The sequence below is a fragment of the Bradyrhizobium sp. C-145 genome (assembly GCF_023375135.1).
GTDB classification, from domain to species: domain Bacteria; phylum Pseudomonadota; class Alphaproteobacteria; order Rhizobiales; family Xanthobacteraceae; genus Bradyrhizobium; species Bradyrhizobium zhanjiangense.
This window is the reverse complement of record NZ_CP088150.1, coordinates 5,432,892-5,457,822: the sequence shown is the minus strand read 5'-3', so window position 1 is coordinate 5,457,822 and position 24,931 is coordinate 5,432,892. Positions and strand designations below refer to the sequence as shown.

Genomic DNA, 24,931 nt, shown 5'->3' with positions numbered 1-24,931 from the left:
GCTCGATTTTGCATTCCAGGCGATGGCCGAACGGTCCGATCGTGCGCCGGCGCGATGGCGCCGGCCTTTCTTGCACTGGCTGGACGCGGTCGAGACAGGCTGGGCCGTGCCGCTTCTCATCGCCTGCTTTGTCGCGATCTGGACGCTTTATCTCGTGATCGCGTACGCCGGCGGCGGCCTGCATCCCGATACGCTCGAAGCGTGGACCCTGGGTCGGCATTTCGCCTGGGGTTATCACAAGCATCCGCCATTGACCGGCTGGGTTGCCGCTAGCTGGACCTTCGTCTTCCCGCTCAGCGACTGGTCGCTGCAATTGATGGCGATGGCCAACGCCGGGCTTGCGCTGTATTTCGTCGACCGGATCGCGCGGCAATTCGTGAGCGGGCACAAGCGCGTCCTGGTGCTGCTGCTCCTGATGCCGACGCCGGCCTATCAATTCCATGCCCAGCGCTTCAATGCCAATGCCGTGCTGCTCGCGGTCTGGCCGCTGGCGACCTGGTGCTTCCTGCGCGCGTTCGAGACGCGCGCCGCGTCGTGGGCGGTCGCGGTGGGGTGCACGACGGCGCTGGCAATGCTCGGCAAATATTATTCGATCTTTCTCGTCGCGAGCTTCGCGTTGGCCGCGCTGGCGCACCCGGCGCGGCGCGCCTATTTCACCTCCGCTTCGCCCTGGATCTCGGCGGTGGTCGGGCTCGCGGCGCTGTCGCCGCACGTCGTGTGGCTCGCGGCCACGGGGGCGTCGACTTTCACCTATGCGCTGGCCCATGCCAACGGCAATGCCTTAAGCTCGCTCGGCGAGGCCAGGAACTTCCTGCTCGGGCTGGCGGCGGCCATGAGCGTGTCGGCCGTGCTATGGGTCTTGATCGCCGGCACGCGGCTGAAGCAATTTCCGGCCGACTTCGCTGCAATGAGCCCGGGTCTGCGGCTTCTGTTCTACGTCGCCATGGGCACGATCACGTTGCCGGTGCTGACATCGCTCGTGATGGGCACTGATCTGCCGTCGCTGTGGGCATTGCAGGGGCTGTTCCTGTTCGCCGTTCTCGTGGTTTGCGGCGCGCGCTATCCGATCGAGCGCTTCTACACCGTCAACCTCACCGTGACCGTGGCTGGCGTCGCGCTCGTTGCGGTCATGGTCGTAGCGCCGATCCATGCCGTCTATCGCAACGATCACGGTTACGAAGAAGGCCGGAATTTCTACGCGCAGGTGGCCGGCGAATTGACGCGCGAATGGCGCGAGCTGGCCGGCACGCCGCTCAGCGCCGTGAGCGGTGATGATTCGCTGGCCTTCGCGACGGCGTTCTACAGCCCCGACCATCCGCATTGTGCACGGCCGTTCGAGCATCAAAACTCCTGGGGCTTGCCGCGCAAGGCGACGCTGGACCGCGGCTGGGCCGCGCTCTGTTTTCGCGGCCAGGACTATTGTGGCAGGTGGATGGAATGGGTGTCCTCGAAAGCCGGACACGTCGTCAGGCGCGAGTTCACCGTGCAGGCAACTCTGTGGGGGCGGCCCGGCCTGTCGCGGAAGGTGGTCGTGCTGATGGTGCCGCCGCGAGGAAGCGGGGCGGCGCCCGAGAGCGCTGCTGAGGATTTCAGCGCCCGCAGGCGGGCGGCCGAATAGATTTCGTGATCAGCAATGGCTGTCGCGTACCTGCTCGAGCCCCTCGCTCGCCAAAGGCGTCGTGAACGTGGTCTGCTCAGCGTCCGGCTCCGAACGCTCCTGTTTCTGCGGTTTCGCCTCGCGGTTTTCGCGGTGTTCCAGTTCCATTAACGTGGCCTCTCGAATTGCTGCAGGACAACATCGAGAGGGACGGGAAGTTCCTCACGCGATCGGGCGATGATGCGGCTTGAACAGCCGTCCCTTTTCCACCGCCAGCACGATCGCGAGCGCTGCGAGCATCGACAGGAAGAAGCCGACCGAGAACGGCAGCAGCGTGCCGTCGAAGCTTCGCCCGATCAGGGACTCACGCATGCAAGCGAGGTGCTTTTTGCGCCGTGGGGAATGACCGACGATTGACCTTCAATTGCTTTCGCGAAGGCAATCGCAAGAGCTGCAACGGCTACACCAGCGAAGATGTCCACAAAGTAGTGTCCACCCCACAAGGGCGTTGCTGCCAGCATTGCAACGCACTGAGCATGGCATCCTGCAATGGCAAATTTGCAGATGCTGCGACGTAGGTCAGGACGGCCCCGAGCATGGACACAAGGCCTAACTGGGCGATGGAAATAAGAACGTACGCAATGCGCACGGCGCGTACTCGTGACAACAAGACGTGACCTGCCGCCGTGAGACCTGCAACCGTCGCCATGCCCCCCAACAACTCGCCTTCGAGGGCCATCGAGAGTTTCAACAAGGCAAGGGATACACCGACGAATAGCGCCAGAATTGTAATAGTGATCCAGTTCAGCAGGTAGAGACCATAGGCTTCCACTGCTTCTGAACTCGTTTGCGCTCCCGCGGATTGGGCGGGACTGTTTCTCACGTAAGCACGAACGGTCATGCGCCGCCATTTCCTGCATCTTCCGGGAAATATATGGCAACACAACCTTTAATGTATCAACAACCTGACGACGTCATTAGGCGATGAAACAACCCTCATTCCCAATCGAATCTCTACGAGAGCAGGATCCATTCCGGCAAAATTGAAATAAAGACATCGCATAATCTCAAGATTAGAGATGTCTGCACAAGTGACGACTTCTACTAGGAAGGCGTCAGGGCGCTCTTGTGGCACCGACCGTTACGTTAAAGTGTATAACGCGCTCAGCAGGGCGCGCCCGCCCCGAACGTCCGAGCTTCCTCACGCGGTGGGGCGATGATGCGGCTTGAACAGCCGTCCCTTTTCCACCACCAGCACGATCGCGAGCGCTGCGAGCGTCGACAGGAAGAAGCCGATCGAGAACGGCAGCAGCGTGCCGTTGAAGCTTTGGCCGATCGCCATGCCGACCACGATTCCGATCAATGTCGTGATCGAGCCGTAGAGCGAGGAGGCGGTGCCGGCGATGTGGCCCTGCGGCTCCATCGCGAGCGCGGTGAAATTGGCGACCATCATGCCGAACGAGAACATCATCAGGGCGGAGAGCACCATGAACAAGGATAGCGGCAGCACGCCGAGGCTTTCGGTCAGCAGCATCACGCCGGCCACCGCGGTGTAGAGCGTCAGTGCCCCATGCGAGATCACGCGCATGCCGAGCCGACCGACCAGCCTCGCGTTGAGGAAGCCGGCGATGGCGGTGCCGGCCGCGATCGCCGCGAAGGCGAGCGGGAAGTAATGACCGAGGTGATAGATGCCGGTGAAGACCTGCTGGGCGCAGAAGACGTAGGCAAACAGCGCGCCGATGACGCTGCCGGCGGCCGTGGCGTAGCCGATGGTCTGGCGATGGGTCACGGTCTGCCGGAAGGCCGAGAGCACGTCGGCGGGTGCCAGCGACCTGCGCTCGGACTCGGGAAGGGTTTCGGGCAGTCGCAGCACGCACCATGCGAGCGCGAGCAGGCCGTACAGCATCAGCACCACGAAGATGCCGCGCCATGCCGTCACCAGCAGCACCGCCTGTCCGAACGAGGGGGCAATCACGGGCACCGCGATGAACACCATCATCGCGAGCGACATCACGCTCGCCATGCGGCGGCCGACATAGCAGTCGCGCACGATCGAGGTCGCGATCACGCGCGTCGCCGAAGTGCCGAGCCCTTGCAGCGCGCGCGCCAGCAGCAGCGTCTCGAACGAGGGCGCCGCGACCGCCAGCACGCTCGCCACCGCATAGACCGCCATGCCGCCGAGCAGCACCGGGCGGCGGCCGAAGCGGTCCGACAACGGGCCCATGACGAACTGGCCGGCGCCGAAGCCGACCAGGAAGGTCGACAGCACCAGTTGAAGATGGTTGGCGACGGGAATCTTGAAGGCGGTGCCGATGTTGGGCAGGGCCGGCAGCATCATGTCCATCGCAAGCGGATTCAGCGCCATGATGGACGCGATCACGATGACGAATTCGGGAAAACCCATGGGACGGTGTCCGGAGGACACCCAATCGTCGGCATTGACGTCGGACAAGGAAGCTCACCTCTGAAACTGAGGGCGTTATCCATTCCGATGTTGCGTTGCACAACCCCCGTTTCGGGATGGCTGTCAGGCAGGGCCGGAGCGGACAAGAATTGGTGAGATGGCCGCCTTTCCTTTCCTGCCGGATTCTCCAGATCGCGCAACCCCCGGTGGCCGGAAACCACTGATTCACCATCCCTTCCTAAAGATCGGCGTCCGGCGCGGCCCGCCGGTCCGGCAGGATGAAACCGAAACGCATTCTGCCCACAGTGCGGCCGAGATGAGGAGGCGCCGCAGCGGCGCCCAGAGAAACAAGCCAAACAAAGGTATCCGCCTGTGTCCGAGATGTCCGGTGCAGCACGATGGTTGGAGCCCGCAGCCGACACGGCTGCGAGGCGGAACGTCTGGCTTGCCTGCCTGATCGCGCTGACTGCGCTGCTGGTGCTCGGCAATCTCGCCAACGACGCCAGGCTCGATGTGAAATATGGCTGGGACGTCCGGGTCAATTGCGCGGCAGTCGATGCGCATGCCGACGGGCTCGATCCCTATTTCGTCAAGAACCTGAAGGGCACCAAGCTCTCTTATCCCTATCTGCCCGTGACGCTGGACGTCTTCCGCCCCCTGTGCGCGGGCGGCTTTCTGGTCGATCATTACAGAAGCATCTTTCTCGTCCTCGCCGTGATCTGCGGCCTGCTCTTGCCCGGGCTCGGCCGAACGGGCATGAGCGCGCGCGATGCTGCGCTCAAGGTGCTGTGCGCGCTCGGCGCGTTCGTCGGTTTCGAATGGGTGCAGGCGTCGGGGAATTTCGCGATTCTAAGCGGCCTGCTGACCGCGATCGCGCTGTCGCTCCTGCTTCGTCCGCTTCCCTCTGGAGAAAACACGAGCTTTCCCTTGCGCCTTGCCGGCGCTGCACTGCTCGGCCTCGTGACCTCGTTCAAGCTGGTGTTCTGTCCCGTGCTGGCTGCGCTCTATTTCCTGCCGCTGCCGCGCAGTCGCAAGCTGGCGCTGATCGCGATGGCGGCGTTCGGCTTCGCATTGCCGGTCCTGATGTCGAGGCTGCTGTATCCTGATCTGTTCGCGAGTTGGCTGCTTGCAATTGCGGGTCAGATCCCGAACCAGCATGCCGTCGATCTCGTGGAGATCAATCCGTCGCTGCTGCTGCTGGCGCGGGACCTGATGGACCATGCCGGCCTCGGTGACAGCAGGCTGGCCATGTTCGCGACCTATGCGCTCGCAGCACTCGCGCTCGTGCTGGTGCCGTTCGCCCTGTCCGTCCTGCGCGTGGCCGCGAGCCAGCCGGTGCGGGAAGGGGGATCGCTTCTGACGCGGCTGGATCGCTGGCTGATGGACCAGCCCCGCACGGCCATGCGCGTCACGGTGCTTGCCATGTTTGCGCTCTATCTCAGCTCGCCGCGCCTCAAGGAATATGCCTCCTTCGAGCTCGCGCTCTATGCCGCCATCCTCATCGTCGATCTTCCGGCCATGGCGCTCGCCGGATGTCTCTCGGTCGGTCTGCTCATTCCCGCACTGATCTCGCTTCTGGGAGCAGCATTCGAGGGCAGCTTCATTCTCCTCACGGTCGCGCTGATGTGCTTCTGGATCCTGCTGCTCGACTTCCGTGCCGAGCCGAAACGCCTAGAGGCGCGCATAGTGGAGTCACGTTGAAGGGCTCACGATCGCGCTGAATCGCTTCTGCGCGCATTCCGGAGATCCGACCTCCGATCTCACATCCATGAAGGCATTGTAGGAACCGGATCGAGCCCGAAGTCGGCCATCGATCTCGACCAATGCTGGTGTGGTTGAGCAGATAACGGCGCCTAACAAAGTTCCGTGCGCGAGATCAACCCGCGGCATCCGCGTCGGCGTTAACGATCTCGTGGAATGCTCGGTCGCGTTCCGAATGCCGCCATGACCGCAATTACTCGTCCAAGCGGGGGCGAGGATGGAGCTTTGCCAAGGCGCAAAGGATCACCGCCCACCCGGCTTAGGTTGTCTTGATTAAATCTACACGCGCTCGTTGTCAAACTATTAAAGGTTGTATTGCCATACATGTCTTCGGAATTGCTGGGAATGACAAATGGCGGTTCAGGCATGCTCGATCGGTGGTCTTGCTCGTTCGACAGGTGCTCTATCAACCCCAGGGGCAAGGGCGGAACTCGCGGTTTGCCTTAATCTTTTTCAGCTCAACTGGGTTCTCATCGCAGCCACGCTGGCCGTCTTCGTCGTTGGGATGCGTCTAGCCGGTTTTCAATTGCGGGTAAGCAGCCATCCGCTCTATTTCGGAATTGCCGGCGTGTACGGAGTGGTCGGTTATCTAAATCTGAAATCAAAACTCAGACATCGCCCTGTTCTTCATTGCTCAAATCGTTCTTCAACTTCTTCTTCTGGTGTCGATCGGCTATCTCGCGGCGACAGCCAACTTTCCAATGCAGGACACGAATCTGCTGGCCATGGATCGGGCGCTCGGCCTGGATTTTCGTGCTTATCTGGCGTTGGTCAACCGGCCGGGTCTGATCGATGCTCTTGCAGTGACCTACGACTCCATTCGATGGCAACTGGTTCTGATCGTGGTTGTCGTTCCACTGCTCGGTCATTACAGGCGCGCTGCGGAGTTCTCGCTCGGATTTGGCCTGACGTTGGCTATCACGACCCTCATCTCCACGCTGTTCCCAGCGACCGGCGTCTATGAAACCGTAGGACTACACTCAGCGGACCATCCCAATTTCGAGCCCTCCGTCTACAACGCGACGCTGCGCGAGCTCCCCCTGGTGCGCGACGGCACAGTGAAGCTGCTCGATGCGTTTCAACTGGGGCCGCTTCTGACCTTTCCAAGCTTTCACGCGGTCTCGGCAGTCTTGTGCATGTGGGTGCTCTGGCCGATCCGCTGGGTCCGGGGCATCGGCGTGCTATGGAACGCGGTCATGCTGGCCGCGACCCCGATCGGAGGGGGACACTATTTTGTCGACGTGTTCGCCGGGGTGGTCCTCGCCATCGCATCGATCTGGGTCATCAAAGGCATCGGCGCACGTCTTGCGCCCGAGCAGGATCGGGAGAGAGTCATCTCGCAGATCTCCACCGTCGACCCATTGGCGATGGTCGAGCCCGACGGAGATCTGAGCCCGCAATCGTCGTAGTGCTGCGGTGGAAATATGGTTGAAGGCGCGCATGACCGGGTGTCGGCCAAGCCGAAATCCATCTGGTTGCTGCCTTCATTTTATGCGGCGTTAAATTGCCGCCGCGCGAGGTTGTGGGATCCAGGCTCAGCCCGCGCATTGGGAATGATTTGGGTCATCCTCTTCTTCTGTCTTCTGCATGTCTTCGACGCTCCGCTCGACCGTGTCCACACGATCTGGCAGCGCGCTGATTTTCTCGCATACCTCTTGGGAGTTGACACATGGATCTGAACGTCCGCTCGAAAATGCGCGACTATGTCGTCCAGCGGCTCAGCCTGCGCGGAGATCATTCTCCGGTCGAGGACGATGAGCTCTTGTTCACCAGCGGCCGGCTCGACTCGCTGGATGCGGTCGAAATCATCATGTCGCTGGAGATGGACTACGGGATCGATTTTGCGCGGATCAATTTCGATCTGACGCAGCTGGATTCGATCAACGCCATCTGCGATCTGGTGGATGCGGTCAACGCGTGACCAGTCCAAATGGCTCTTTAGCCATTCGTCCGTGTGAGATGTCACAGACGCTTCGCACGATGCTCTCACCTGGTGCGGGCGGCCGGACTCGAACCGGCACAGGCCTTGCGGCCCCACGGATTTTCATACCACTTCGGCTTTCGCCGCCGCCCTTTCGGCGTTCGTGGTCTGGACTATCCCTTCACCCTGGCGCTTGTCCGCTGTAGGTGCTGCCCGTCTAGTCTCTACACCTTCCCCCTGGCGGGGGCTTGGCTCGGGATTGCCAGTGAAGGTTTCCCCGACTTTGAGCAGTTCTGCTCCTGAAGTTTCCTCCAGGGCACTCAATGGCTTAAGTCCGATGCGTCTACCAATTCCGCCACGCCCGCATCGGCCCATCTATACGGCGCAATTGCCCGACGGGCAAAGAGAATACAGCCGATTCCGCGCACGATTTGAGCCGCTTACCTCAGGGGCTTCAGCTCGGATTCCGTCACGTCCTCGGCCCTCTGGCATTGGTGCTTTGTTGGCTCTACAGGTGGTCCTGGCTCAAGCGGGCCGGCTGCACGAGGCAAAGCCTCAATCCGGACATTTGTTGTTGCTTTAGGCATTCTCAATCCACGGGGACTATTCATCCGGCATGGCTGCTTCGTTTTTCTCTTCCCTGCGCTCCTGCAGCGGGCTTCTCGTGCTGCTCGCGGCGGGCGTCGCGTTGTCGGGCTGCGCCGGCATGAGTGAGACGGTCGCGCCGGCTTTCGCCGATCCCGGCAAATACGAACTGTACGACTGCAAACAGCTCGAGACCGAGCGCAAGAAGCTCGCGAACCGCACTGCCGATTTGCAGAGGCTGATGGACAAGGCCCAGACCGGCGCTGGTGGCGCGGTGGTGTCCGAGCTTGCCTATCGCAACGACTACATCGCGGCGCGGGGCCAGGCGCAACTTGCCGATGAGGCCTGGCGCCGCAACAGGTGCCGGGAAACACCGCCCGAGCCGACACCGCCCGCCGCGCCGCCGTCATCCGCGGCCGCTGCCAAACCGGCGTCGAAATCCGGAAAAGCGATCCGCTGAGGCACGGCGCCGGCGGCGCCTGGCCTCAAGGCCGCCAGTTGTAGATCCAGTCCTGCCGCGCCAGCATGCGGTCCGGGCCGAGCGCGCGGATCGCAAGATCGCGCGCGATCGCGAGCGGCCCGCTGAAATGATAGATGCGGCCCTGCTGCCGCGCCGTCCGCTGCACCCGCCGTACGCGTGCCTGGCGCGCGCGGCCATATTGCGTCAGCGCAGCCGTGATGCCCGCGGTGCTCTCGGCCGCCTCGACGCTCAAATGCCGGGCGAGCACGGCGGCATCCTCGATCGCCATGCCGGCGCCTTGGGCTGCGAACGGCAGCATCGCATGCACGGCATCGCCGAGCAGCCCGACTGGGCCCTTGCTCCAGGGGCAGCCGTCAGGCACCCCGAACAGCGCCCATTTCCGCCAGGCGTCGACCGGGGCGAGCATCATCCGCGCCGACGGCGGCCAGCGCGGCGCGGCGAAAGCCTCCATCACCTCGAGAGGATCGCCGGGCGTGCTCCAGCCCGGCCTGTTCCAGGTGCCCGGCAGCACCGCGACCACGTTGATCTGGCGTCCGCCCGCGATCGGATAGGCCACGAGATGCGCGTTCGGGCCCATCCAGAGCTGCAGCCGGCGCGCGGTGTAGTCCTTCGGCAGTTGCGTCGCATCGAGCGTGCCGCGCCAGGCGATCAGGCCGGAAAAGCGCGGCTGCACTTCGGGGAACAGGTGCTGGCGGACCGTCGACCAGATGCCGTCGGCGCCGATCAATGCGCTGGCGAGATCGCTGCGGCGGATCGTGCCGCTACGATGGACCACCGTCAGCCCCTTGGCGTGAGGCGCGACGTCCTCGAACGTCGCGCCCAGCTTCAGGTCGATATCGGGATGGTCGGCAACAGCGCCCGCCAGCGCCGATTGCAGATCGGCGCGGTGCACCACCCAATAGGGGGCGCCGGCGCGCGCGGAGGCTGCTTCGCCGAGCGGCATGCGCAGCAGCTCGCCGCCGGCCCGCGCGCTCATGATCGAGACCGCTTCCGGGATCACGGCGCGCAGCTTGAGGCGTTCGGTGAGACCGAGCTCGACCAGCACGCGGCTGGCATTGGGGGAGAGTTGCAGGCCGGCGCCGACTTCCTCGAGGCGCTCGGCCTTCTCCAGCACGACGATGCGGAAGCCGCGGGCCGCGAGCGCAAGCGCGGCCGTTAGTCCACCGATGCCGGCACCGGCAATGACAATCGTTCGGGAGAGCGCCACCCCTGACCGATGAGACCGGTCAGGCCACCTTATCCTTCAGCACGCATTCCGGCGGACGGGCTTCGCCCGCCTTCAGGTCGGCCGCGAAGCGGTACAGCGTCGAGCAATAGGGGCAGATGATCTCGTTGTCGTTGCCGAGGTCGAGGAAGACGTGCGGATGATCGAACGGAGGGTTGGCGCCCACGCACATGAACTCTTGCGAGCCGATCTCGATGACGGGAACTCCGGCATCGTTGTGGAAGTGCGGGACGACATGGTCGGACATCGTAGTTCATCCTGGAGTGGCAATGGCGACAGGTACAATCGGAAACTGACGCGGCATCTTTAAGGCGCCGCGGACCATACTGGTGGGTTCAGATGATTGCTAGTCCGGCGGAACCGAAAGGTTCGCAATTGCCCCATGCTCATTTGCTCATGCAAATTCGACACAATCTTGAGGCCTGAGAGAAGCCCTTCTTTCGTCGGTGGCGTTGTGTCGCAATTTTGGCATACTATGTCTGTCGACGAGCATAATTGCGACGAAAGACGAGTCGTCAGGCGTCAGCGATTTTAGGACCGTCCAGGCTTTCCGCATGAAATGGCTGCGAATCAGCACAGCGTTGGCCGGTGTCGCGGCATGCAGCTTCATGCTCGCGCAGGTAGCACCGCACGCCCGCGAGGCCGGCGCGATCCTCGCCGCCCAGGACGATCCCTCCGTGCTCTCCGAGCTCAAGCTCGATGCGCTGCTGCGGCAGAACGAGCGCCTGGTTCAGGACAACATCGAGGCTGCGCTCGCCGCGGGCGACGCCGATCTCGCCGACAGTTTCGTCGCGCTCGCGCGTGACCGTAACATCGCGCTGCCGGACGACCTCCTGAGCCGCGTCAACGATGCGGTCAAAGCCGAGAATTCCACCTCCCATTTCGCCAAACGATTTGCCACCGGTCTCGTCACCGGCAATGCCGACGACGTCGCGAGCCTGTCGGGAACGGTGGCCGGCGATCTCTTCGTGATCGGCGACATCAGGGACGTTGTCCGGGAAGGCAAGCATCTCGCCATGGGCGAGGACACCGACCGGCTCGTGCTGGGGCTTGCGGCGGCGGGCCTTGTGGTGACGGCGGCAACCTACGTCTCCGTCGGTGGTGCCGCGCCGGTGCGCGCCGGGCTGACGCTGGTGAAGGACGCGCGCAAGGTGGGGCGGCTCGGTGAGGGGCTTGCGGCATGGGCCGGCCGGTCGGCGCGCGAGATCGTCGACACGCCGATGCTTCAGAACGCGGTCGCCAAGGGGTCGGTGCTGCGGCCGGGTGCGACCATGAGCGCGATCAAGGCTGCGTTCCGCGCCGAAAAGGCCGGCGCGCTGGTTCGGCTCGGCAAAGACGTGACGCGCGTCGCCGAAAAGACCGGCACGCGCGGGGCGATGGACACGTTGCGGATTGCTGACGGCCCGAAGGATGTTGCGCGCGCGGCCCGGCTTGCGGAGGCGCAGGGCGGCAAGGCCCGCGCCATCATGAAACTGCTTGGCCGCGGCGCGCTGCTCCTCATCGGCGGTGCGTTCGATCTGACGCTCTGGCTGTTCGGCGCGGCACTGACGCTGTTTGGGCTGTTGTCCTCGATCAAGGCGACCACGGAGCGCCTGACCCAGGCCTGGTGTGATCGCAAGCGCGCGCGCCGGCTCCGCCGGGCGCAGATGGCCGCCGAGGCCGCTCTGGCGGATGCAGCCCTCAAGGCCTAAAGCGCGATGAGATTGAGGTAATTCGTAGCCGCGCTTGAGGCTATTGTTTGAGCATGATCTCCGCGCAAACGCGTTCCGCGTTTGCGGAGCGGAAAAACCGCTGCACACTTGTCCGGATCGTGCTCTAAGATCGACTTTTCCCCCTCAAGACCCGCGGAACTGATGATGCCGAACTTCCACAACGGCGCCGTTGAAATTGCCTATCTCGACGAAGGTGAGGGCGACCCGATCATTCTCCTGCACGGCTTTGCCTCGAGCAAGAACGTGAACTGGGTCTATCCGACCTGGGTCTCGGAACTGCGCAAGAACGGCCGCCGTGTCGTCGCGCTCGACAATCGCGGCCACGGCGAGAGTGCGAAGCTCTACGAGCCTTCGCAGTACTCGATCCCGGTCATGGCCGGCGACGTGCTGGCGCTGATGGATCATCTCGCCATCCCGCAGGCCGACATCATGGGCTATTCGATGGGCGGACGGATGGCGGCGTGGCTCGCGCTCAACGAGCCGCAGCGCCTGCGCTCGGCGATCCTCGGCGGCATCGGCATCGGCGGCCTGATCGAGGGCACCGGCCCCGGCGAGAACGTCGCGAAGGCGCTGGAGGCATCCTCGTTCGACGACGTCACCGATCCCGTGGGTCGCACCTTCCGCGCCTTCGCCGATCAGACCCGTTCGGACCGCCGGGCGCTCGCCGCCTGCCTGCGCGGCACGCGGGAGCTCATGACGAGAGCGCAAGCCGCGCGCATCGAGGTGCCCGTGCTGATTGCGGTCGGCACCGCCGACGACGTCGCGGGCTCTGCCGGCGCGCTCGGCGCGATCATCCCGGACGCGCAAGTGCTCGATATCCCGGGCCGCGATCACATGCGGGCTGTCGGCGACAAGGTCTACAAGACCGGCGTGCTCGATTTCCTCTCACGCCGTAGCTGAGTCTCGTCCGTCGGCGCCTCGTCGCCGAACGCGCGAAACAGCGCGGTCAGCACCACGAAGGTCGCAATCCACACCATCCGCGCGCCATAGCGGTCGTGCGGACCGGAGATCACGCCGCAGATGAAGGCGTTGCCGAGCAGCGCCAGTGTCACAGTCGCTGCCAGCAGCGTCAGATCGTCGAGCCGGCGCCTCGCGAGCGCATGCACCAGCAGCCCGACGAGCGCTGCCATCGAGGCCAGCGCGACGGGGATGTGCAGCCAGTTGACGTCGTCGAAATTGACGGCCCAGTGCTGCTGCCGCGCCGCGCGCATCGGCGCGACTTGCGCGGGTATGTAGCGCTCGATGATGCCGTAGGTGTGCGGAATCCAGCCGTTGGTGCCTTCGCCGGTTGCGACATGCAGCAATTGCTGGCTCATCGCCCGCAGCGCCGCGCCGGCCTGCCAGGCCGGATAGTCCGCGAGCGAATGCACGACGATGTAGCCCATCTCCTCGTTCAGGCCTTCGAACCGGCCGAGCGTGTTGAACATGCTCTTGCCCCACAGAAACTCGTCGGCGGTCGCCGGCAGCTCGTTGCGATAAGGGCAGAGCTTGTAGCGTTCGCGCGGGCAATGATCGTTGAGATAGCGCGCAACGATGCCGTCCTGCATCATGCGGCCGAAGGCGACGCCATAGCCGCCGGGTGTCCAGGTCCATTTGCCCGACAGCGCATAATTCGCCGACATCAGCATCAGGCCGCCCGCGACGATGGTGAGGCTCGCCAGCGCCAGTCCCGCGAGCGGAAGGCGGGGTCTGAGGAGCGGCCGCGCCATCCAGCCGGCGACGCACAGACCGAGCAGCACGCCGAGCGTTGCGCTGTGGGTCGCTGCGGCAAAGGCGGTGAAGACGAACAGCGCGATTTTTTCGAGCCGCGAGGTGCGGTGTGCTCCGATGACCAGCAGGAACAGCGACAGCACCGACAGTCCCGCGAAGATGTCGGTGAGCAGCATGCTGGCCAGCCAGGGCAGGGCGGTCGACAGGATCAGGAGCAGGCTGATCGCGACGAAGCGGAAGGTCTGCATCAGCCCGAGCACGCGCAAGCTGAGCTGCAATAGCCACAGCGTCGCCAGCGACTGGACCGCGACGTTGATCCAGAAACCAAAGCTCTCGCCATAGTGCAGATAGAGGCCGAACACGGTGGAGCGGCTCGGGACGAGATAGCCCTCGTACCAGCGCGCCAGATAGCCGCCGGTATCCCATTGCAACAATGGATAGCCGTTCCAGAACGCCGGCGCGATCATCAGGAGAGGCAGGGCCATTGCGGCCAGCCGCAGCCATAACGAGCCCGCGGCGCGCGCGCGCAATTGGTCGGTGGTGATGCTCAAAACTGTTCCGTCCTCGCTCGGACCATGCCCGCAATAACGGTTGGGGGAGAATTCACCAATAGTTTGATGCGGCCCGGCTTGAATTTGGCAAAACTCTGACCACTTTGAGCCGACCTTGCCGCTTGGGGGCGTCAGAAGAAAGTCTTGTGTTTCAATGTCTTGGCGCGCTTTCGCAAGGCAAGGCACTGTTCACTCTCAGGCAAGCCGGCCAGGACTTTGTCGCGTAGACTGTGCTATAGAGCCAACAAAACCAGCCCATTCGAAAGAGCAATTCCCATGGCAGTGCATCAGGTCAATCCGGGAGGAAAGCTCGCATCGCTCGATCCGATCTGGGACCGGATCCGGAGCGAGGCGGAGGACATCGTCCATCGCGAGCCCGAGCTTGCGACCTTCATCTATTCGACGGTGCTGCATCACAGCCGCCTCGAAAATTCCGTGATTCACCGTCTCGCCGACCGGCTCGATCACTCCGCGCTGTCGGGCGATCTCGTACGCCAGACCTATGACGAGGCGCTGCGCGACGATCCCGATCTCGGCAACGCCTTCCGCGCCGATCTCGTCGCCGTCTACGACCGCGATCCCGCGACCTCGCGCTTCATCGATCCCTTGCTCTACTTCAAGGGCTTTCATGCGATCCAGACCCATCGTCTGGCGCACTGGCTCTATCTGAAGGGCCGCAAGGATTTCGCGTATTACCTCCAGAGCCGGTCGTCCGCGGTGTTCCAGACCGACATCAACCCCGCCGCGCGCATTGGCCGCGGCATCTTCCTCGACCATGCCACCGGCTTCGTCTGCGGTGAGACGGCGGTGATCGAGGACGACGTCTCGATCCTGCACGGCGTCACGCTCGGCGGCACCGGCAAGGAGAACGAGGACCGTCATCCGAAGATCCGCCATGGCGTGCTGATCGGTGCCGGCGCAAAGATCCTCGGCAACATCGAGATCGGCCATTGCGCGCGCATTGCCGCCGGCTCGGTCGTGGTCAAGCCGGTGCCGCACAACGTCACGGTTGCGGGCGTGCCCGCCAAGATCGTCGGCGAAGCCGGCTGCGCCGAGCCATCGCGCACCATGGATCAGATGATCAACGCGATGGGGCTTTGATCTCCGTTTGATCGGAACGGGGCCGGATTTTCCGGCCCTTTCCGTCCCAAAATTCTTTGGCAATTCATGCTGGCGGTTCGTCGCGTCTCGTCGTAAACCCCGCCAACCAGATTTCGATTGGAGACTTGCCGTGGACGTCAAGGAAGTGAGAAAGCTCGACGCGTATTTGAAGCGCGTGTTCGGCAATCCCAAGATTCGCGTCGTGCCGCGGCCGAAGAAGGACGATTCCGCCGAGGTCTATATCGGCGAAGAGTTCATCGGCGTGCTCTTCGTCGACGACGAGGACGACGACCGCTCGTTCCAGTTCCAGATGGCGATCCTCGAGGACGACCTCGTCGACCAGGAATAGGCGTAGCGCCTCGGAGTCACGCATCCATCGCGGCGAGCATGTCGGGGATCGTGACAAACTTCTCCCGGGGCTTGCCGAGCGCGGCCCCCCGGCGTTTCTCGGCCGCGTCGATCGTGCCCCAATCCGGATAGCTCACGATGCGTGCGACGCGGCCGGTCAGGCGCGCAAGCAGTGCGTCAGGCGTATCCAGGCGCGGCCGTCGATGGGCGATATCCGCCAGGACGGCCTCTGAGGTGGCAATCCCGCAGCCGCGATTGGTGCCGATCGTGCCGTTCGGCCCGCGCTTGCTCCATCCGCAGACATAGAGGCCCTCGATCACCGAACCATCGACTGCGACACGTCCGTCGACGTTCGCATGCACGCCGCGATGCGCGTCATAGGGAACCCCGGCCACAGGCGTGGTCTTCCGGCCGACGCTGCTGAGCGAGAGGCCGCATGCGATGTCCTCGATAGCGCCCGATCCTTGCTTGAACGCGATGGCCTCCAGGCGGCCCCGTCCTCGGAGCGCGACGGGAGACAGACCAAAGCGAAAAACGCAGCGCCGCGGCTTCGCCACGGCCGCCCGCGAGAACGCGCGCAGCAACGACAATTTTTCGGTCAGCTCCGGATCGTCGGGACGCCGCGGCTCGAATTCATCGGAGGTGACGTTGCGCAGGTCGACGCATGTGTCGCATGTGCCGAGTTCGAGAAAGTCACGCAATTCCTTCGCGGTGAACCTGGCCTGCGCCGGTCCGCCGCGGCCGACGACGTGGATTTCGCGGATCCGGCTCTCTGCCAGGACGTCGAGCGCGTGGCGCGCGATGTCGGTCCGGCGCAGCTCGTCCGCGGTCTTGGCGAGGATGCGCGCCACATCGAGAGCGACGTTGCCATGGCCGATGACGATCGCGGTCTCATGCCGAAGATCGAACCGCAGATCCGCAAACTGCGGATGCCCGTTGTACCACGCGACGAAATCGCCCGCCGTGTGGCTGCCCGGCAGTGCTTCGCCGGGGATGTCGAGCGCCCGGCTCAGTTCCGCGCCTGTCGCGAGCACAACGGCGTCATAGGCCTCGCGCAGCTCGTCGATCGTGAGGTCGTCTCCGATCGTGACGCCGCCGATGAAGCGAAACCCGGGCATGGCGGCGATCCGGTCGAAGGCCGTTGTGACCTGCTTGAGCTTCGGGTGGTCGGGGGCAACGCCGAACCGTACCAGGCCGTACGGCACGGGGAGCCGTTCGAACATGTCGACAGTCACGGGCGCGCCCGAGCGCAACAGGGCCTCGGTGGTGTAGAAGCCACTCGGTCCGCTGCCGACGACGGCGATGCGAACTTCGTTTGCAGCAGACCCCGTCATCGGCCCAGCGCCTGCCTGCGTTCATCGGCCCCCGGCAGAGCCGGCAGGCGCGCACTGATGACGGGAGTTTCAGTCGCGCGCTTGCGGTTGACGTCGATCCAGTACTTCTTGTCCGCGGAGAGGCGATAGTCGGGCTCGATCGCGCCGACCGGGCATGCCGGCGCGCAGCCACCGCAATCGATGCAGTTTTCCGGATCGATGTAGGTCATGGTGTCGTCGACGTGGAAACACTCCACGGGACAGACGGTAACGCATTCGGTGTATCGGCAGCCGCGGCAATTGTCGGTGACCACATATGTCATCGTCAGGCCCCGCTGACCTGAACGAGGATGTCCGAGAATGTCGGGGCACGGCCGAGGTCGGCGAAGGCGGGAGGCGTCAGCACGTGAACCGTCGCGCCCTTGCGATTGGACCGCTGCCAGTAGCCGGACGGCGCCACCACCACACCCGGCATGACGTCGGCCGAAACGGTCGCGAAGGCCTCGAACGCGCCACGGTCGTTGAACACGCGAATGGGCGCGCCCGCGACGATGCCACGCTGTGCCGCATCGTCCGGATTGAGGAGCACCGCCTGTTCCTCGCCCGCCTGCGCGGTCTGTGCCGGCAGGTTGCCGTAGTTCGAATTCAGGAAGGCGTGGCTCTTGGGCGACATCAGGCTGAGCGGATAGCGCGTCGCGAGCATGGGCGCGGTGCGCGGGTTCTCGTTCGGCGGGATGTAGTGGGGCAGGGGATCGACCGGCGCGGCGTCCTGATCGCCATTGTAGCCCTGGCGGAACAGCGGCACCACGAAGTTGCCGCCGCCGGCGATGGTCGAGCTGAACTCGCACTTCCCCGATGCGGTCGGAAAATTGCCCTCTCGGTGCGGCGCCCAGTCGGCCGGCGCGGGCATGTTGAGGCGCGCATAGCCCTTGGCCTTGATGCCGTCGAGCGTGATCCCGGCGAGCACCGGGCTGCTCCAGTCGAGTGAGGCTTCGATGATCTCGTCGTCGCTCCGGAAGAAGGCCGGGTCGGTGATGGCCATCGCGCGCGCGAGCCGGCGGAACAGCTCGGTGTTGGACACGGCTTCGCCGAGCGGCGCGATCGCCTGGTTGTTGTAGGACAGATAGAGGTGCCCCCAGGAGAACATGATGTCCTTCTGCTCGAGCTGCGTGGTCGCGGGCAGAACGATGTCGGCGTATTTGGCGGTGTCGGTCAGGAAGTGCTCGCTGACGACGGTGAAGAGATCCTCGCGTTCTAATCCCTTTTCGAGCTTGCCCTGTTCGGTCACCATCGCCATTGGATTGGCGTTGTAGACGAACAGCGCCTTGATCGGCGGATCGAAACCAAGTTCGCCCGTCAGCGCAGCTCCAAGGCGCCAGGAATTGAGCACGCGCATCTTCTCCGGCTGGAGATCGGGACGCATCAGCACGTCCCATCTGACCGGGAACGCCCAGATCGGGAGCTGGAGCAGCCCGCCGCCGACATGCTTCCAGGCGCCGATCAGTCCCGGAAGACAGGCGATCGCGCGCACGGTCTGACCGCCGCCGGCATGCCGTTCGACGGCGACGCCAATGCGCACGACGGCCGGTGGTGTCGTCGCATATTCCCGTGCCAGCTTGACGATGTCGTCGACGGGAATGCCGGTTTCCTGCGAGGCGAATTCGGGTGTGTAGCTGGACGCCCGCGCGGCCAGCTCGTCGTAGCCCACGGTGTATTTGTCGACATAGTCGCGATCGATCAGATTCTCCTTGATGATGACGTGGATCATCGCGAGCGCCAGCGCAGCATCGGTGCCGGGACGGATCGGAATATGCCAGTCGGCGAGGCGTGCGGTGCGGGTGCGGACGGGATCGATGACCACGAGCTTGGCACCGGCCTTCTTCGCCTGCTCGATGAACGGCCAGTGATGCGAGTTCGTGCTCAGTGTGTTGCAGGCCCACAGGATGATGTATTTCGAGTGCACGAAGCTTTCGGGGTCGACGCCCGGCGTGTGCCCGATGGTCATCATGTACGCCGTGCAAGAGGCGGAATCGCAGAAGGTGCGCTCCAGAACCGTCGCGCCGAGCTTGTTGAAGAGCGGATCGCCGACGTTCAGCCCATTGATGATGCCCTGCGTGCCCAGATAGCTGTAGGGCAGGATCGCCTGCGCACCGTGCTCGGCAATGACGGATGTCCAGCGCGAGGCGATGGTCGCGAGCGCTTCCTCCCAGGAGATCCGCTGGAACTGCTTGGTGCCCTTCGGTCCGACGCGTTTGAGCGGATACAGGACGCGCTTGTCACTGTAGACGCGCTCCTCGTAGTTGTTGACCTTCACGCAGAGCCGTCCGCGCGTGAAGGGGTGATCGGGATTGCCCCGGACGGCGATGGCCTTGCCATCCTCGACCGTGGTCAGGATGGAGCAGGTGTCCGGGCAGTCGTGGGGGCACGCGCCTATTACCGTGGTCCGGGCCATGGGGCTCTCCGCTTCCCGATTCAAGTCGGTCAAGGATGCGGCCGGCGGGCGCGGCCTGGCTTTTCAAAATGTGCGGTCTTGTTGTCCCGGACTGCTCTCGGCCCGTGGACGGCCGGCCGGATGTCTGGCATGCTAATTGCTGGACCCGGCAATACCTTTCTACCCACACATCGCGTGATCTGGCGGAGATTTCCGATGGGTATGCTCGGCAATTCTGTCGATAAATATGTTACCGGCAGAATGCTTCAGACGTCCAACGACCGGCGGTGGGGACACCTTTTGGCCGAGCGATGGAGCCATGAGCCAGGCGATCTTCCGCCGCAATTGCCGCGCGACACCGAGATTGCAATCCTGCTGCGAGGCAGCTCGGTCGTCGATCGCGAAGGCGCAGGCATGCGGCAGCGCACCTTCGGCCGAAAGGGCACCGTCTGGCTCTGCCCGGCCGGCATCCGCGAAGACTTCATCCGTGTCGAGAACCAGATGCAGGAATGCCTGCATCTCTTTCTCCCCGGCAAGCCGTTCGACGACACCATGCTCCGGGATCTGGACATCGATCCCTCGGGTATCTCGATCCGCTACGAGACCATCGATCAGGACATGTTCATCGAGCACGTTGCTGACCGGATCTTGAAGGAGCTCGAACAGGAGACCTCCACCGGCCGGCTCCTGATCGAAAGTCTCGGGCGCGCGTTGTCAGCCCATCTCGTGCATACCTACTCGGCAACTGCAGTCAGGCTCCGGCAAATCAACGCCGGTCAGCGGCCACTCGACGCCAAACGGCTGTCGCGCGTGACGGAGTTCATCGAGGCGTCCGTCGAGCGCGAGTTCACGGTGAAGGATTTGGCGTCGGTGGCGTGTATGAGCCCGGCGCATTTCTCCCGCAGCTTCAAGGCGGCGACAGGTAGCGCGCCGCATGAATATGTCAGCCGTCAGCGTCTCGATCTGGCCAAGCGGCTGCTGTCCACCAGCGATCGCCCGCTGATCGACATCGCCTATGCCGCGGGATTTTCATCGCAGGCCAATTTCAACCGCGCCTTCCGCAAGGCGGTCGGGACGACGCCGAGCCTGTACCGGGCGCAGAAGGGCCGGGACTGAGGCTTCCGTCAGAGGACGGCGTCAGGGGCAACCGGATCAGAGCGATCTGGCCGGTCTCGTCAAACCCCAACCGCTCGCGCCAAAGCAATTGGGCGCCGGGAGGTTGGCGCGTCATTCAAATCCGCCACCGCCATGATGCCATCATGCCCCCGTTTTGCCCGACGGGTCAAGGTGGATTTCGTAAAATACGAAAATGCTCATGCGGCAGATGCTTGGCTACTGTGCATGGGGTTGTTTTCGAGATTTTTTGTCGGGAGGCTCCAGCCCGCAAGCTGCGATGACTGTCAGCTCCGCGGCCCGCGCAGCTGCGCCGTCAGCTTCTCCATTGCCTCCGCCACGTCACGCCACTGCGACAGCCAGCTCCGGGGAAAGCGGAAGGTGAGGTCGGCGCCGCCGATGCGGCGCTCGGAGAGGCACATGCCGGGCGTCGCCGCATCGCGGGTGCAGCGCGCGCTCAGCGCGGGGCTTGCGGCGGAATAGAGGTCCTCGCTGCCGTAAGGGGTGTCAGCGCGGAACATCCGCATCGTCAAGCCCTCTTCGGGCATCGTCGTGGCCTGGTCGAGATAGCGCGGATAGATGGTGGCCGTGCGCTGGTCGGGCGCGAGCGCATCGTGATGGGCCGCGATCGACAGGAAGATGCGATCGATCGATTGCACCGTCGCCTCCACCGTGTCGGCGGTGACGTGCTTCGGTGCGCCGGGCGGCTCCAGCGAGGGATAGAGGAAGTCGAGATCGATGCGCTCCTGTGGCCCGGTGTGGCGCTGGATCTTCATGCGGATCGCCGAGGTCGGCAGGTTGAACAGCGTGCCGCCGACGCTCACCGGCAGCTTGTCCGGGGCGTTCGCACCGCGCGTGCCCCAGGTCGGCCACAGCAAATAGGCGACGAGCGCCACCGCGCATGCCGCAGCCGCGCCGCTGAGCACGATCGGGACGACGTGCGCGCGGGTGTGCGTGCGGGGAGAGCGAGAGGAGGCTGCCGAAAACACCGTCATGAGCTAACGCAAGGTAAGCCGAAGTCGGCCGCGGGCCGACGAATCAGCGGCGAATATGCCATGTGGCGGCGATTTCGCGCAGCGTCCCCGGCTGCGGGGAATAGGTAGGCCTCTGCGCCGGATGGCCGGCAGCGTTAACCTTCTCTTAAGGATAATGTAGCGTTAACCGGCACTATTTGTCACAGGAAGACGCTGGCGTTGCGTAAGGGCGGACCGTTCCGATGACACCTGAAGCTCTCAATACCTTCTTCTCGATCTGCATCGGTTTCGCGCTCGCGGGCGCGCTCGTGAACGGATACCAGGCGGTCGCGCAGCGTCCCGCCGGCTTCGGCCTGTTGCAGGACGGCGTCGCGCCGAAGACCTTCGCAGCGGTGCCGTTCCTGGTCTTCGCGGCGCCCTTCATCATCATGCGCAACACGCTGCGCGGCATGCGCGTGGAAAGCCGCCGCGCCGAGTTCGTGATGATGGCGACCCTCATCGCCGGCTTCTGGAGCATGATGAGCGGCACCTTCTTCCTGATGACGCTGCGCGCGGCCGGCGTGCTGGGCTGACGCCTCCGGCGTCGTTCCCAGGCTGCCCGGCCGGGCGGCCCTTTGCGTCCAGGCCGCCGTTTCGCTATGCCAGGATCGTCCTGACAGGAGACCTCCATGGCGATCTACGAGCTCGACGGGCAGGCGCCCGACCTTCCCGCCGACGGCAATTATTTCATCGCGGAGACCGCCACCGTGATCGGCCGGGTGCGCCTGAAGCCGGGCGCGAGCGTCTGGTTCGGCGCGGTGCTGCGCGGCGACAATGAGTGGATCGAGATCGGCGAGGGCGCCAACGTGCAGGACGGCTCGACCTGCCACACCGATCTCGGCTTTCCGCTTGTCATCGGCAGGAACTGCACGGTCGGCCACAACGTCATCTTGCACGGCTGCACCATCGAGGAGGGCGCGCTCGTCGGCATGGGCGCGATCGTGATGAACGGCGCGAAGATCGGCCGCAACAGCATCGTCGGCGCCGGCTCCGTCATCACCGAGGGCAAGGAGTTCCCCGAGCGCTCGCTGATCATCGGCTCGCCGGCGCGCGTGATCCGCACGCTCGATGACGCCCAGGTCCAGAAGATGGGGAGTGCGGCGAGGTTCTACGTGGCCAACGGTCCGCGGTTCAACAAGGGCTTGAAGCGGATCGGCTGAGATGCCCGCCGGCTGTGCCTAGCCCCCACGGCAATGGTTCCGTACCGTAAAAATACAGGCGGGCCCTTTAATCCTCCGCTAGCGCGATCACGCTTATCGTTGAGCGTTTTCAACCAGGAGGAGCGGCGCCATGGACGCGACGGCGCTGGGATCCGGCTTCGGAGCCGGAACCAAATTTCTGAAGAAAGTCGTTCGTTTTGTTCGCGGCGCCGACACGCTGACGGTCGCGGAGAAGGTTTACAGCGTCGCCGGCTTCCTGGCGATCGTCACCACCTTCCTGCTCGTGATGTCGATCCAGTCGGTGCGCTTGCAGACGACCTATCGTCAGATGCATGCGTCCTCGGCTGCGGCGGCGATCAACGTCGGTCGCATCAATGCGCTGATCTATGCGATCGTCATGGAGTCGCGCGGCATCTACATGACGGCCGATCACGGCAAGATGAAGCAGTTCGCGGACGGCCTCTTGCGTCGCAACCGTGAGCTGGCCGAGGCCGTGAAGGGCATGGAGAAGGACGTCGGCGACGACGATGCCGAACTGTTCGCGAGTTTCCGGCAGCGGATCACGCAGTTCATCGACTTCCGTCAGGAGCTGGTGCGGCGCGGAGTGGAGATCAGCTCGGCCGCGGCGCGCGAATGGGGCGACAACGACGCCAACCGGACAGTGCGCAGTAAGCTCAACAGCGATATCGAGGCGCTCGAGCGCATCTACCATCAGCGCGCTCGCGAGGCGGACGAGCTCGCCAACGAGAACCGCTATGCTGCCGCCTATCTGTTCGCGCTCGGGCTGGCGGCGCTCATCCTTGCGGGACTGAACGTCATCGTCATGCGGCGATCAGTGGTCGGCGCGCTGGCCGAGATCACGCAGGCGACTGACCGGATCGCGCAGGGCGACGTCAAGAGCGAAGTGCCGCATCTGCGCCGTCACGACGAGATCGGGCATCTTGCGCGCGCGGTGCAGAATTTCCGCGACGCGGTGGCGCGCATCTTCGAGCTCGAGGAGCTCGAGCTCGGCACCGCCCAGGCGCGCGATGCGGCCATGACCGAGCGCGACAAGTTCAACGACAAGTACCAGGCCAAGAAGTGGCAGCTCTCCGCCGCGATCAACAGCATGCCGCAGGGCCTGATCATGCTGGACGGCAAGGCCAACGTGGTGGCGATGAACGCCAACTACCGGCGGATCTACAATCTGCCTGAGACGATCCAGCCCGGATCGACGCTCGAGGAAATCCTCCAGCACCGAGTCAAGAGCGGACTGTTCAGCGGCGACGTCACGAAATATGTCGGGGCGGTGCGCGACCGGATCGCCAGGCGGGAGCCGACGGCCTATGAGATCTCCCTCAACGACGGCCGCATCATCAAGATCTACGAGCGGCCGATGGACGGCGGCGGTTGGGTGTCGGTGCAGGAGGACGTCACCGAGCAGCGCCAGCGCCAGCGTATCCTGGAGCGGATGGAGCGCTTCCTCGCGACCATCATCGAGAACGTGGCCGAGGGCATCATCGCCAAGGACGCGCGCAATCTGCGCTACGTCTTCGTCAACAAGGCCGCCGAGAAGATGATCGGCATGTCGCGTGGCGAGATCATCGGCAAGACGGCGCGGGAATTGTTCTCCGTGGAGGCGGCCGAACTGATCGAGCGGCGCGACCAGCAGCTGCTGGCGCAGAAGCAGCAGCTCGAGCCGATCGTCGATACCATCGACAATCCCGCGCGCGGGCGCCGTGTGATCTCCGCCCGCCGCGTTCAGATCGGCGGCGCCGACGAAGAGTCCCACATGTTCGTGACCATGGTCGAGGACCGGACCGAGAAGATGGTGGCGGCCGCATAGTGACCGGCTCGCGCCATCCGGAGGGGGGCGTCAGCGTCCCTCGGATTCGCGCGCTTCGGTCGCGCCCGCAACCTTCTCGTGGCCGGCGGCCCATAGTGCGTGCTCGTCGCTACCGTCCAGGTAAGGATTGGCCTCGGCGGGGATGCTTTCGCGCGCGGCGCGCTCGCCTTCAGCAAAAGGATCGCGATCGGTCATCGTGATTTGGCCTCCTCGCCTTCAAGCTGACGTGACGGCATTTGTTCCGGAACAGGTGCTCGCCGCAGTGGTTGACCGGCAAAGGGAGAATTTCCGATGTCTGCCAGATCGTCCGCAATCAAGACCATGATGGTGATCCTCGCGCTCACGGCGATGCCGGCCACCTCGTTCGCGCAGGCGACCGGCGGCTCTCCCGGATCAACCGGAGGCTCTGCGGGTTCGACCGGAAGCTCTGCGGGACCGACGGGGGGCGTCACCAACTCGCCAGCTCCGCCGCCCGGGACCAACAGCCTGGGGACGGCTCAATCATCCGGTCCGGGCTCCGGTGCCACCATCGGCACCGGCTCGGGCGCCGCGGACGCCACCGTCAATGCCGAGAACCGGCTGCTCGACAAGAAGATGAAGAGCATCTGCCGCGGCTGCTGACGCTCGCGCGGAATTGAGACAGTGTGGCTGTCAGGAATGCCCAAGTGACATTAGCTTGA

The 24,931-nt window shown here is 64.2% G+C and carries 26 protein-coding genes and 1 pseudogene; 15 read left to right on the top strand and 12 right to left on the bottom strand.

The genetic code is table 11. The annotated features are described in order from the left end of the window. The first annotated feature begins 22 nt into the window (after window positions 1-22). Complete coding sequence (locus LRP30_RS25810) at window positions 23-1,618, top strand: glycosyltransferase family 39 protein (protein WP_249756661.1); 1,596 nt, start codon at window positions 23-25, stop codon at window positions 1,616-1,618. Between the two features lie 9 nt (window positions 1,619-1,627). On the opposite strand, the gene LRP30_RS25805 is transcribed toward LRP30_RS25810, so the two are convergent. From LRP30_RS25805 to LRP30_RS25785, 4 genes and pseudogenes are all read right to left on the bottom strand, one after another. Further along, window positions 1,628-1,765 (bottom strand): hypothetical protein, encoded by a 138-nt coding sequence (locus LRP30_RS25805; RefSeq protein ID WP_164940303.1) that lies wholly within the window; start codon window positions 1,763-1,765, stop codon window positions 1,628-1,630. Between the two features lie 54 nt (window positions 1,766-1,819). Beyond that, a pseudogene (locus LRP30_RS25800) lies at window positions 1,820-1,954 on the bottom strand (MFS transporter); the annotation flags it as partial. Window positions 1,955-2,057: 103 nt separating this feature from the next. After that, the gene (locus LRP30_RS25790) at window positions 2,058-2,498 is read right to left on the bottom strand and encodes a hypothetical protein (protein ID WP_128932991.1); all 441 of its coding nucleotides are present in this window, start codon (window positions 2,496-2,498) and stop codon (window positions 2,058-2,060) included. A gap of 300 nt (window positions 2,499-2,798) precedes the next feature. Then, window positions 2,799-4,049: a multidrug effflux MFS transporter gene (locus LRP30_RS25785; RefSeq protein WP_128956353.1), complete on the bottom strand. Its 1,251-nt coding sequence runs from the start codon at window positions 4,047-4,049 to the stop codon at window positions 2,799-2,801. Between the two features lie 333 nt (window positions 4,050-4,382). On the opposite strand from LRP30_RS25785, the gene LRP30_RS25780 reads away from it, so the two are divergent. From LRP30_RS25780 to LRP30_RS25760, 5 genes are all read left to right on the top strand, one after another. Next, complete coding sequence (locus LRP30_RS25780; RefSeq protein WP_249761833.1) at window positions 4,383-5,702, top strand: hypothetical protein; 1,320 nt, start codon at window positions 4,383-4,385, stop codon at window positions 5,700-5,702. Window positions 5,703-6,424: 722 nt separating this feature from the next. Next, window positions 6,425-7,171, top strand: a complete 747-nt coding sequence (locus LRP30_RS25775; RefSeq protein ID WP_249756660.1) for a phosphatase PAP2 family protein — start codon at window positions 6,425-6,427, stop codon at window positions 7,169-7,171. A gap of 15 nt (window positions 7,172-7,186) precedes the next feature. Next, on the top strand, window positions 7,187-7,441 hold the full coding sequence (locus LRP30_RS25770) for a hypothetical protein (RefSeq protein WP_249756659.1): 255 nt from the start codon (window positions 7,187-7,189) through the stop codon (window positions 7,439-7,441). Next, window positions 7,432-7,683: an acyl carrier protein gene (locus LRP30_RS25765; protein WP_249756658.1), complete on the top strand. Its 252-nt coding sequence runs from the start codon at window positions 7,432-7,434 to the stop codon at window positions 7,681-7,683. The genes LRP30_RS25770 and LRP30_RS25765 overlap by 10 nt, the downstream gene beginning before the upstream one ends. A 616-nt stretch (window positions 7,684-8,299) precedes the next feature. Then, complete coding sequence (locus tag LRP30_RS25760) at window positions 8,300-8,728, top strand: twin-arginine translocation pathway signal (RefSeq protein ID WP_249756657.1); 429 nt, start codon at window positions 8,300-8,302, stop codon at window positions 8,726-8,728. 25 nt (window positions 8,729-8,753) lie between these two features. Here LRP30_RS25760 and LRP30_RS25755 read toward each other — a convergent pair whose 3' ends face one another. Continuing rightward, on the bottom strand, window positions 8,754-9,956 hold the full coding sequence (locus LRP30_RS25755) for an FAD-dependent monooxygenase (protein ID WP_249756656.1): 1,203 nt from the start codon (window positions 9,954-9,956) through the stop codon (window positions 8,754-8,756). A gap of 19 nt (window positions 9,957-9,975) precedes the next feature. Continuing rightward, window positions 9,976-10,221 (bottom strand): zinc-finger domain-containing protein, encoded by a 246-nt coding sequence (locus LRP30_RS25750; RefSeq protein WP_007602543.1) that lies wholly within the window; start codon window positions 10,219-10,221, stop codon window positions 9,976-9,978. A 307-nt stretch (window positions 10,222-10,528) separates the two neighbouring features. Between LRP30_RS25750 and LRP30_RS25745 the strand changes: the two genes are divergently transcribed. Next, window positions 10,529-11,665 (top strand): hypothetical protein, encoded by a 1,137-nt coding sequence (locus tag LRP30_RS25745; protein WP_249756655.1) that lies wholly within the window; start codon window positions 10,529-10,531, stop codon window positions 11,663-11,665. Between the two features lie 165 nt (window positions 11,666-11,830). Further along, window positions 11,831-12,586, top strand: a complete 756-nt coding sequence (locus LRP30_RS25740; RefSeq protein WP_249761832.1) for an alpha/beta hydrolase — start codon at window positions 11,831-11,833, stop codon at window positions 12,584-12,586. Here the strand turns inward: LRP30_RS25740 and LRP30_RS25735 are convergent. Beyond that, window positions 12,544-13,947, bottom strand: coding sequence for a hypothetical protein (locus LRP30_RS25735; RefSeq protein WP_249756654.1), 1,404 nt, complete (start codon window positions 13,945-13,947; stop codon window positions 12,544-12,546). The genes LRP30_RS25740 and LRP30_RS25735 overlap by 43 nt on opposite strands. Before the next feature lie 276 nt (window positions 13,948-14,223). On the opposite strand from LRP30_RS25735, the gene cysE reads away from it, so the two are divergent. Next, window positions 14,224-15,048: a serine O-acetyltransferase gene (cysE, locus tag LRP30_RS25730; protein ID WP_091889465.1), complete on the top strand. Its 825-nt coding sequence runs from the start codon at window positions 14,224-14,226 to the stop codon at window positions 15,046-15,048. A 130-nt stretch (window positions 15,049-15,178) separates the two neighbouring features. Next, window positions 15,179-15,397: a DUF3126 family protein gene (locus tag LRP30_RS25725; protein WP_007602550.1), complete on the top strand. Its 219-nt coding sequence runs from the start codon at window positions 15,179-15,181 to the stop codon at window positions 15,395-15,397. Window positions 15,398-15,413: 16 nt separating this feature from the next. Here the strand turns inward: LRP30_RS25725 and LRP30_RS25720 are convergent, their stop codons facing one another. From LRP30_RS25720 to LRP30_RS25710, 3 genes are all read right to left on the bottom strand, one after another. Beyond that, on the bottom strand, window positions 15,414-16,730 hold the full coding sequence (locus LRP30_RS25720; RefSeq protein WP_249756653.1) for an FAD-dependent oxidoreductase: 1,317 nt from the start codon (window positions 16,728-16,730) through the stop codon (window positions 15,414-15,416). Then, on the bottom strand, window positions 16,727-16,939 hold the full coding sequence (locus LRP30_RS25715) for a ferredoxin family protein (RefSeq protein WP_249756652.1): 213 nt from the start codon (window positions 16,937-16,939) through the stop codon (window positions 16,727-16,729). Before LRP30_RS25715 ends, LRP30_RS25720 begins: the two co-directional genes overlap by 4 nt. A gap of 95 nt (window positions 16,940-17,034) precedes the next feature. Further along, window positions 17,035-19,161, bottom strand: a complete 2,127-nt coding sequence (locus tag LRP30_RS25710) for a molybdopterin oxidoreductase family protein (RefSeq protein ID WP_249756651.1) — start codon at window positions 19,159-19,161, stop codon at window positions 17,035-17,037. A gap of 195 nt (window positions 19,162-19,356) precedes the next feature. On the opposite strand from LRP30_RS25710, the gene LRP30_RS25705 reads away from it, so the two are divergent. Next, window positions 19,357-20,256 carry an AraC family transcriptional regulator gene (locus tag LRP30_RS25705; RefSeq protein ID WP_249756650.1) on the top strand — a complete coding sequence of 300 codons (900 nt, stop codon included), beginning with the start codon at window positions 19,357-19,359 and terminating at the stop codon, window positions 20,254-20,256. A 284-nt stretch (window positions 20,257-20,540) separates the two neighbouring features. Here LRP30_RS25705 and LRP30_RS25700 read toward each other — a convergent pair whose 3' ends face one another. Then, window positions 20,541-21,248: a hypothetical protein gene (locus LRP30_RS25700; RefSeq protein WP_249756649.1), complete on the bottom strand. Its 708-nt coding sequence runs from the start codon at window positions 21,246-21,248 to the stop codon at window positions 20,541-20,543. A 221-nt stretch (window positions 21,249-21,469) separates the two neighbouring features. Here LRP30_RS25700 and LRP30_RS25695 point away from each other — a divergent pair, with 221 nt between their 5' ends. The 3 genes from LRP30_RS25695 to LRP30_RS25685 all read left to right on the top strand — a co-directional run bounded on the left by LRP30_RS25695 (window position 21,470) and on the right by LRP30_RS25685 (window position 24,251). Beyond that, window positions 21,470-21,799, top strand: a complete 330-nt coding sequence (locus tag LRP30_RS25695) for a hypothetical protein (RefSeq protein WP_091889455.1) — start codon at window positions 21,470-21,472, stop codon at window positions 21,797-21,799. A 96-nt stretch (window positions 21,800-21,895) separates the two neighbouring features. Further along, on the top strand, window positions 21,896-22,426 hold the full coding sequence (locus LRP30_RS25690; protein WP_128933001.1) for a gamma carbonic anhydrase family protein: 531 nt from the start codon (window positions 21,896-21,898) through the stop codon (window positions 22,424-22,426). A gap of 130 nt (window positions 22,427-22,556) precedes the next feature. Next, the gene (locus LRP30_RS25685) at window positions 22,557-24,251 is read left to right on the top strand and encodes a PAS-domain containing protein (RefSeq protein WP_249756648.1); all 1,695 of its coding nucleotides are present in this window, start codon (window positions 22,557-22,559) and stop codon (window positions 24,249-24,251) included. A 30-nt stretch (window positions 24,252-24,281) separates the two neighbouring features. Here LRP30_RS25685 and LRP30_RS25680 read toward each other — a convergent pair whose 3' ends face one another. Continuing rightward, window positions 24,282-24,446 carry a hypothetical protein gene (locus tag LRP30_RS25680; protein WP_164934795.1) on the bottom strand — a complete coding sequence of 55 codons (165 nt, stop codon included), beginning with the start codon at window positions 24,444-24,446 and terminating at the stop codon, window positions 24,282-24,284. Window positions 24,447-24,542: 96 nt separating this feature from the next. Here LRP30_RS25680 and LRP30_RS25675 point away from each other — a divergent pair, with 96 nt between their 5' ends. After that, window positions 24,543-24,872 (top strand): hypothetical protein, encoded by a 330-nt coding sequence (locus tag LRP30_RS25675; protein ID WP_249756647.1) that lies wholly within the window; start codon window positions 24,543-24,545, stop codon window positions 24,870-24,872. Window positions 24,873-24,931 lie beyond the last annotated feature (59 nt).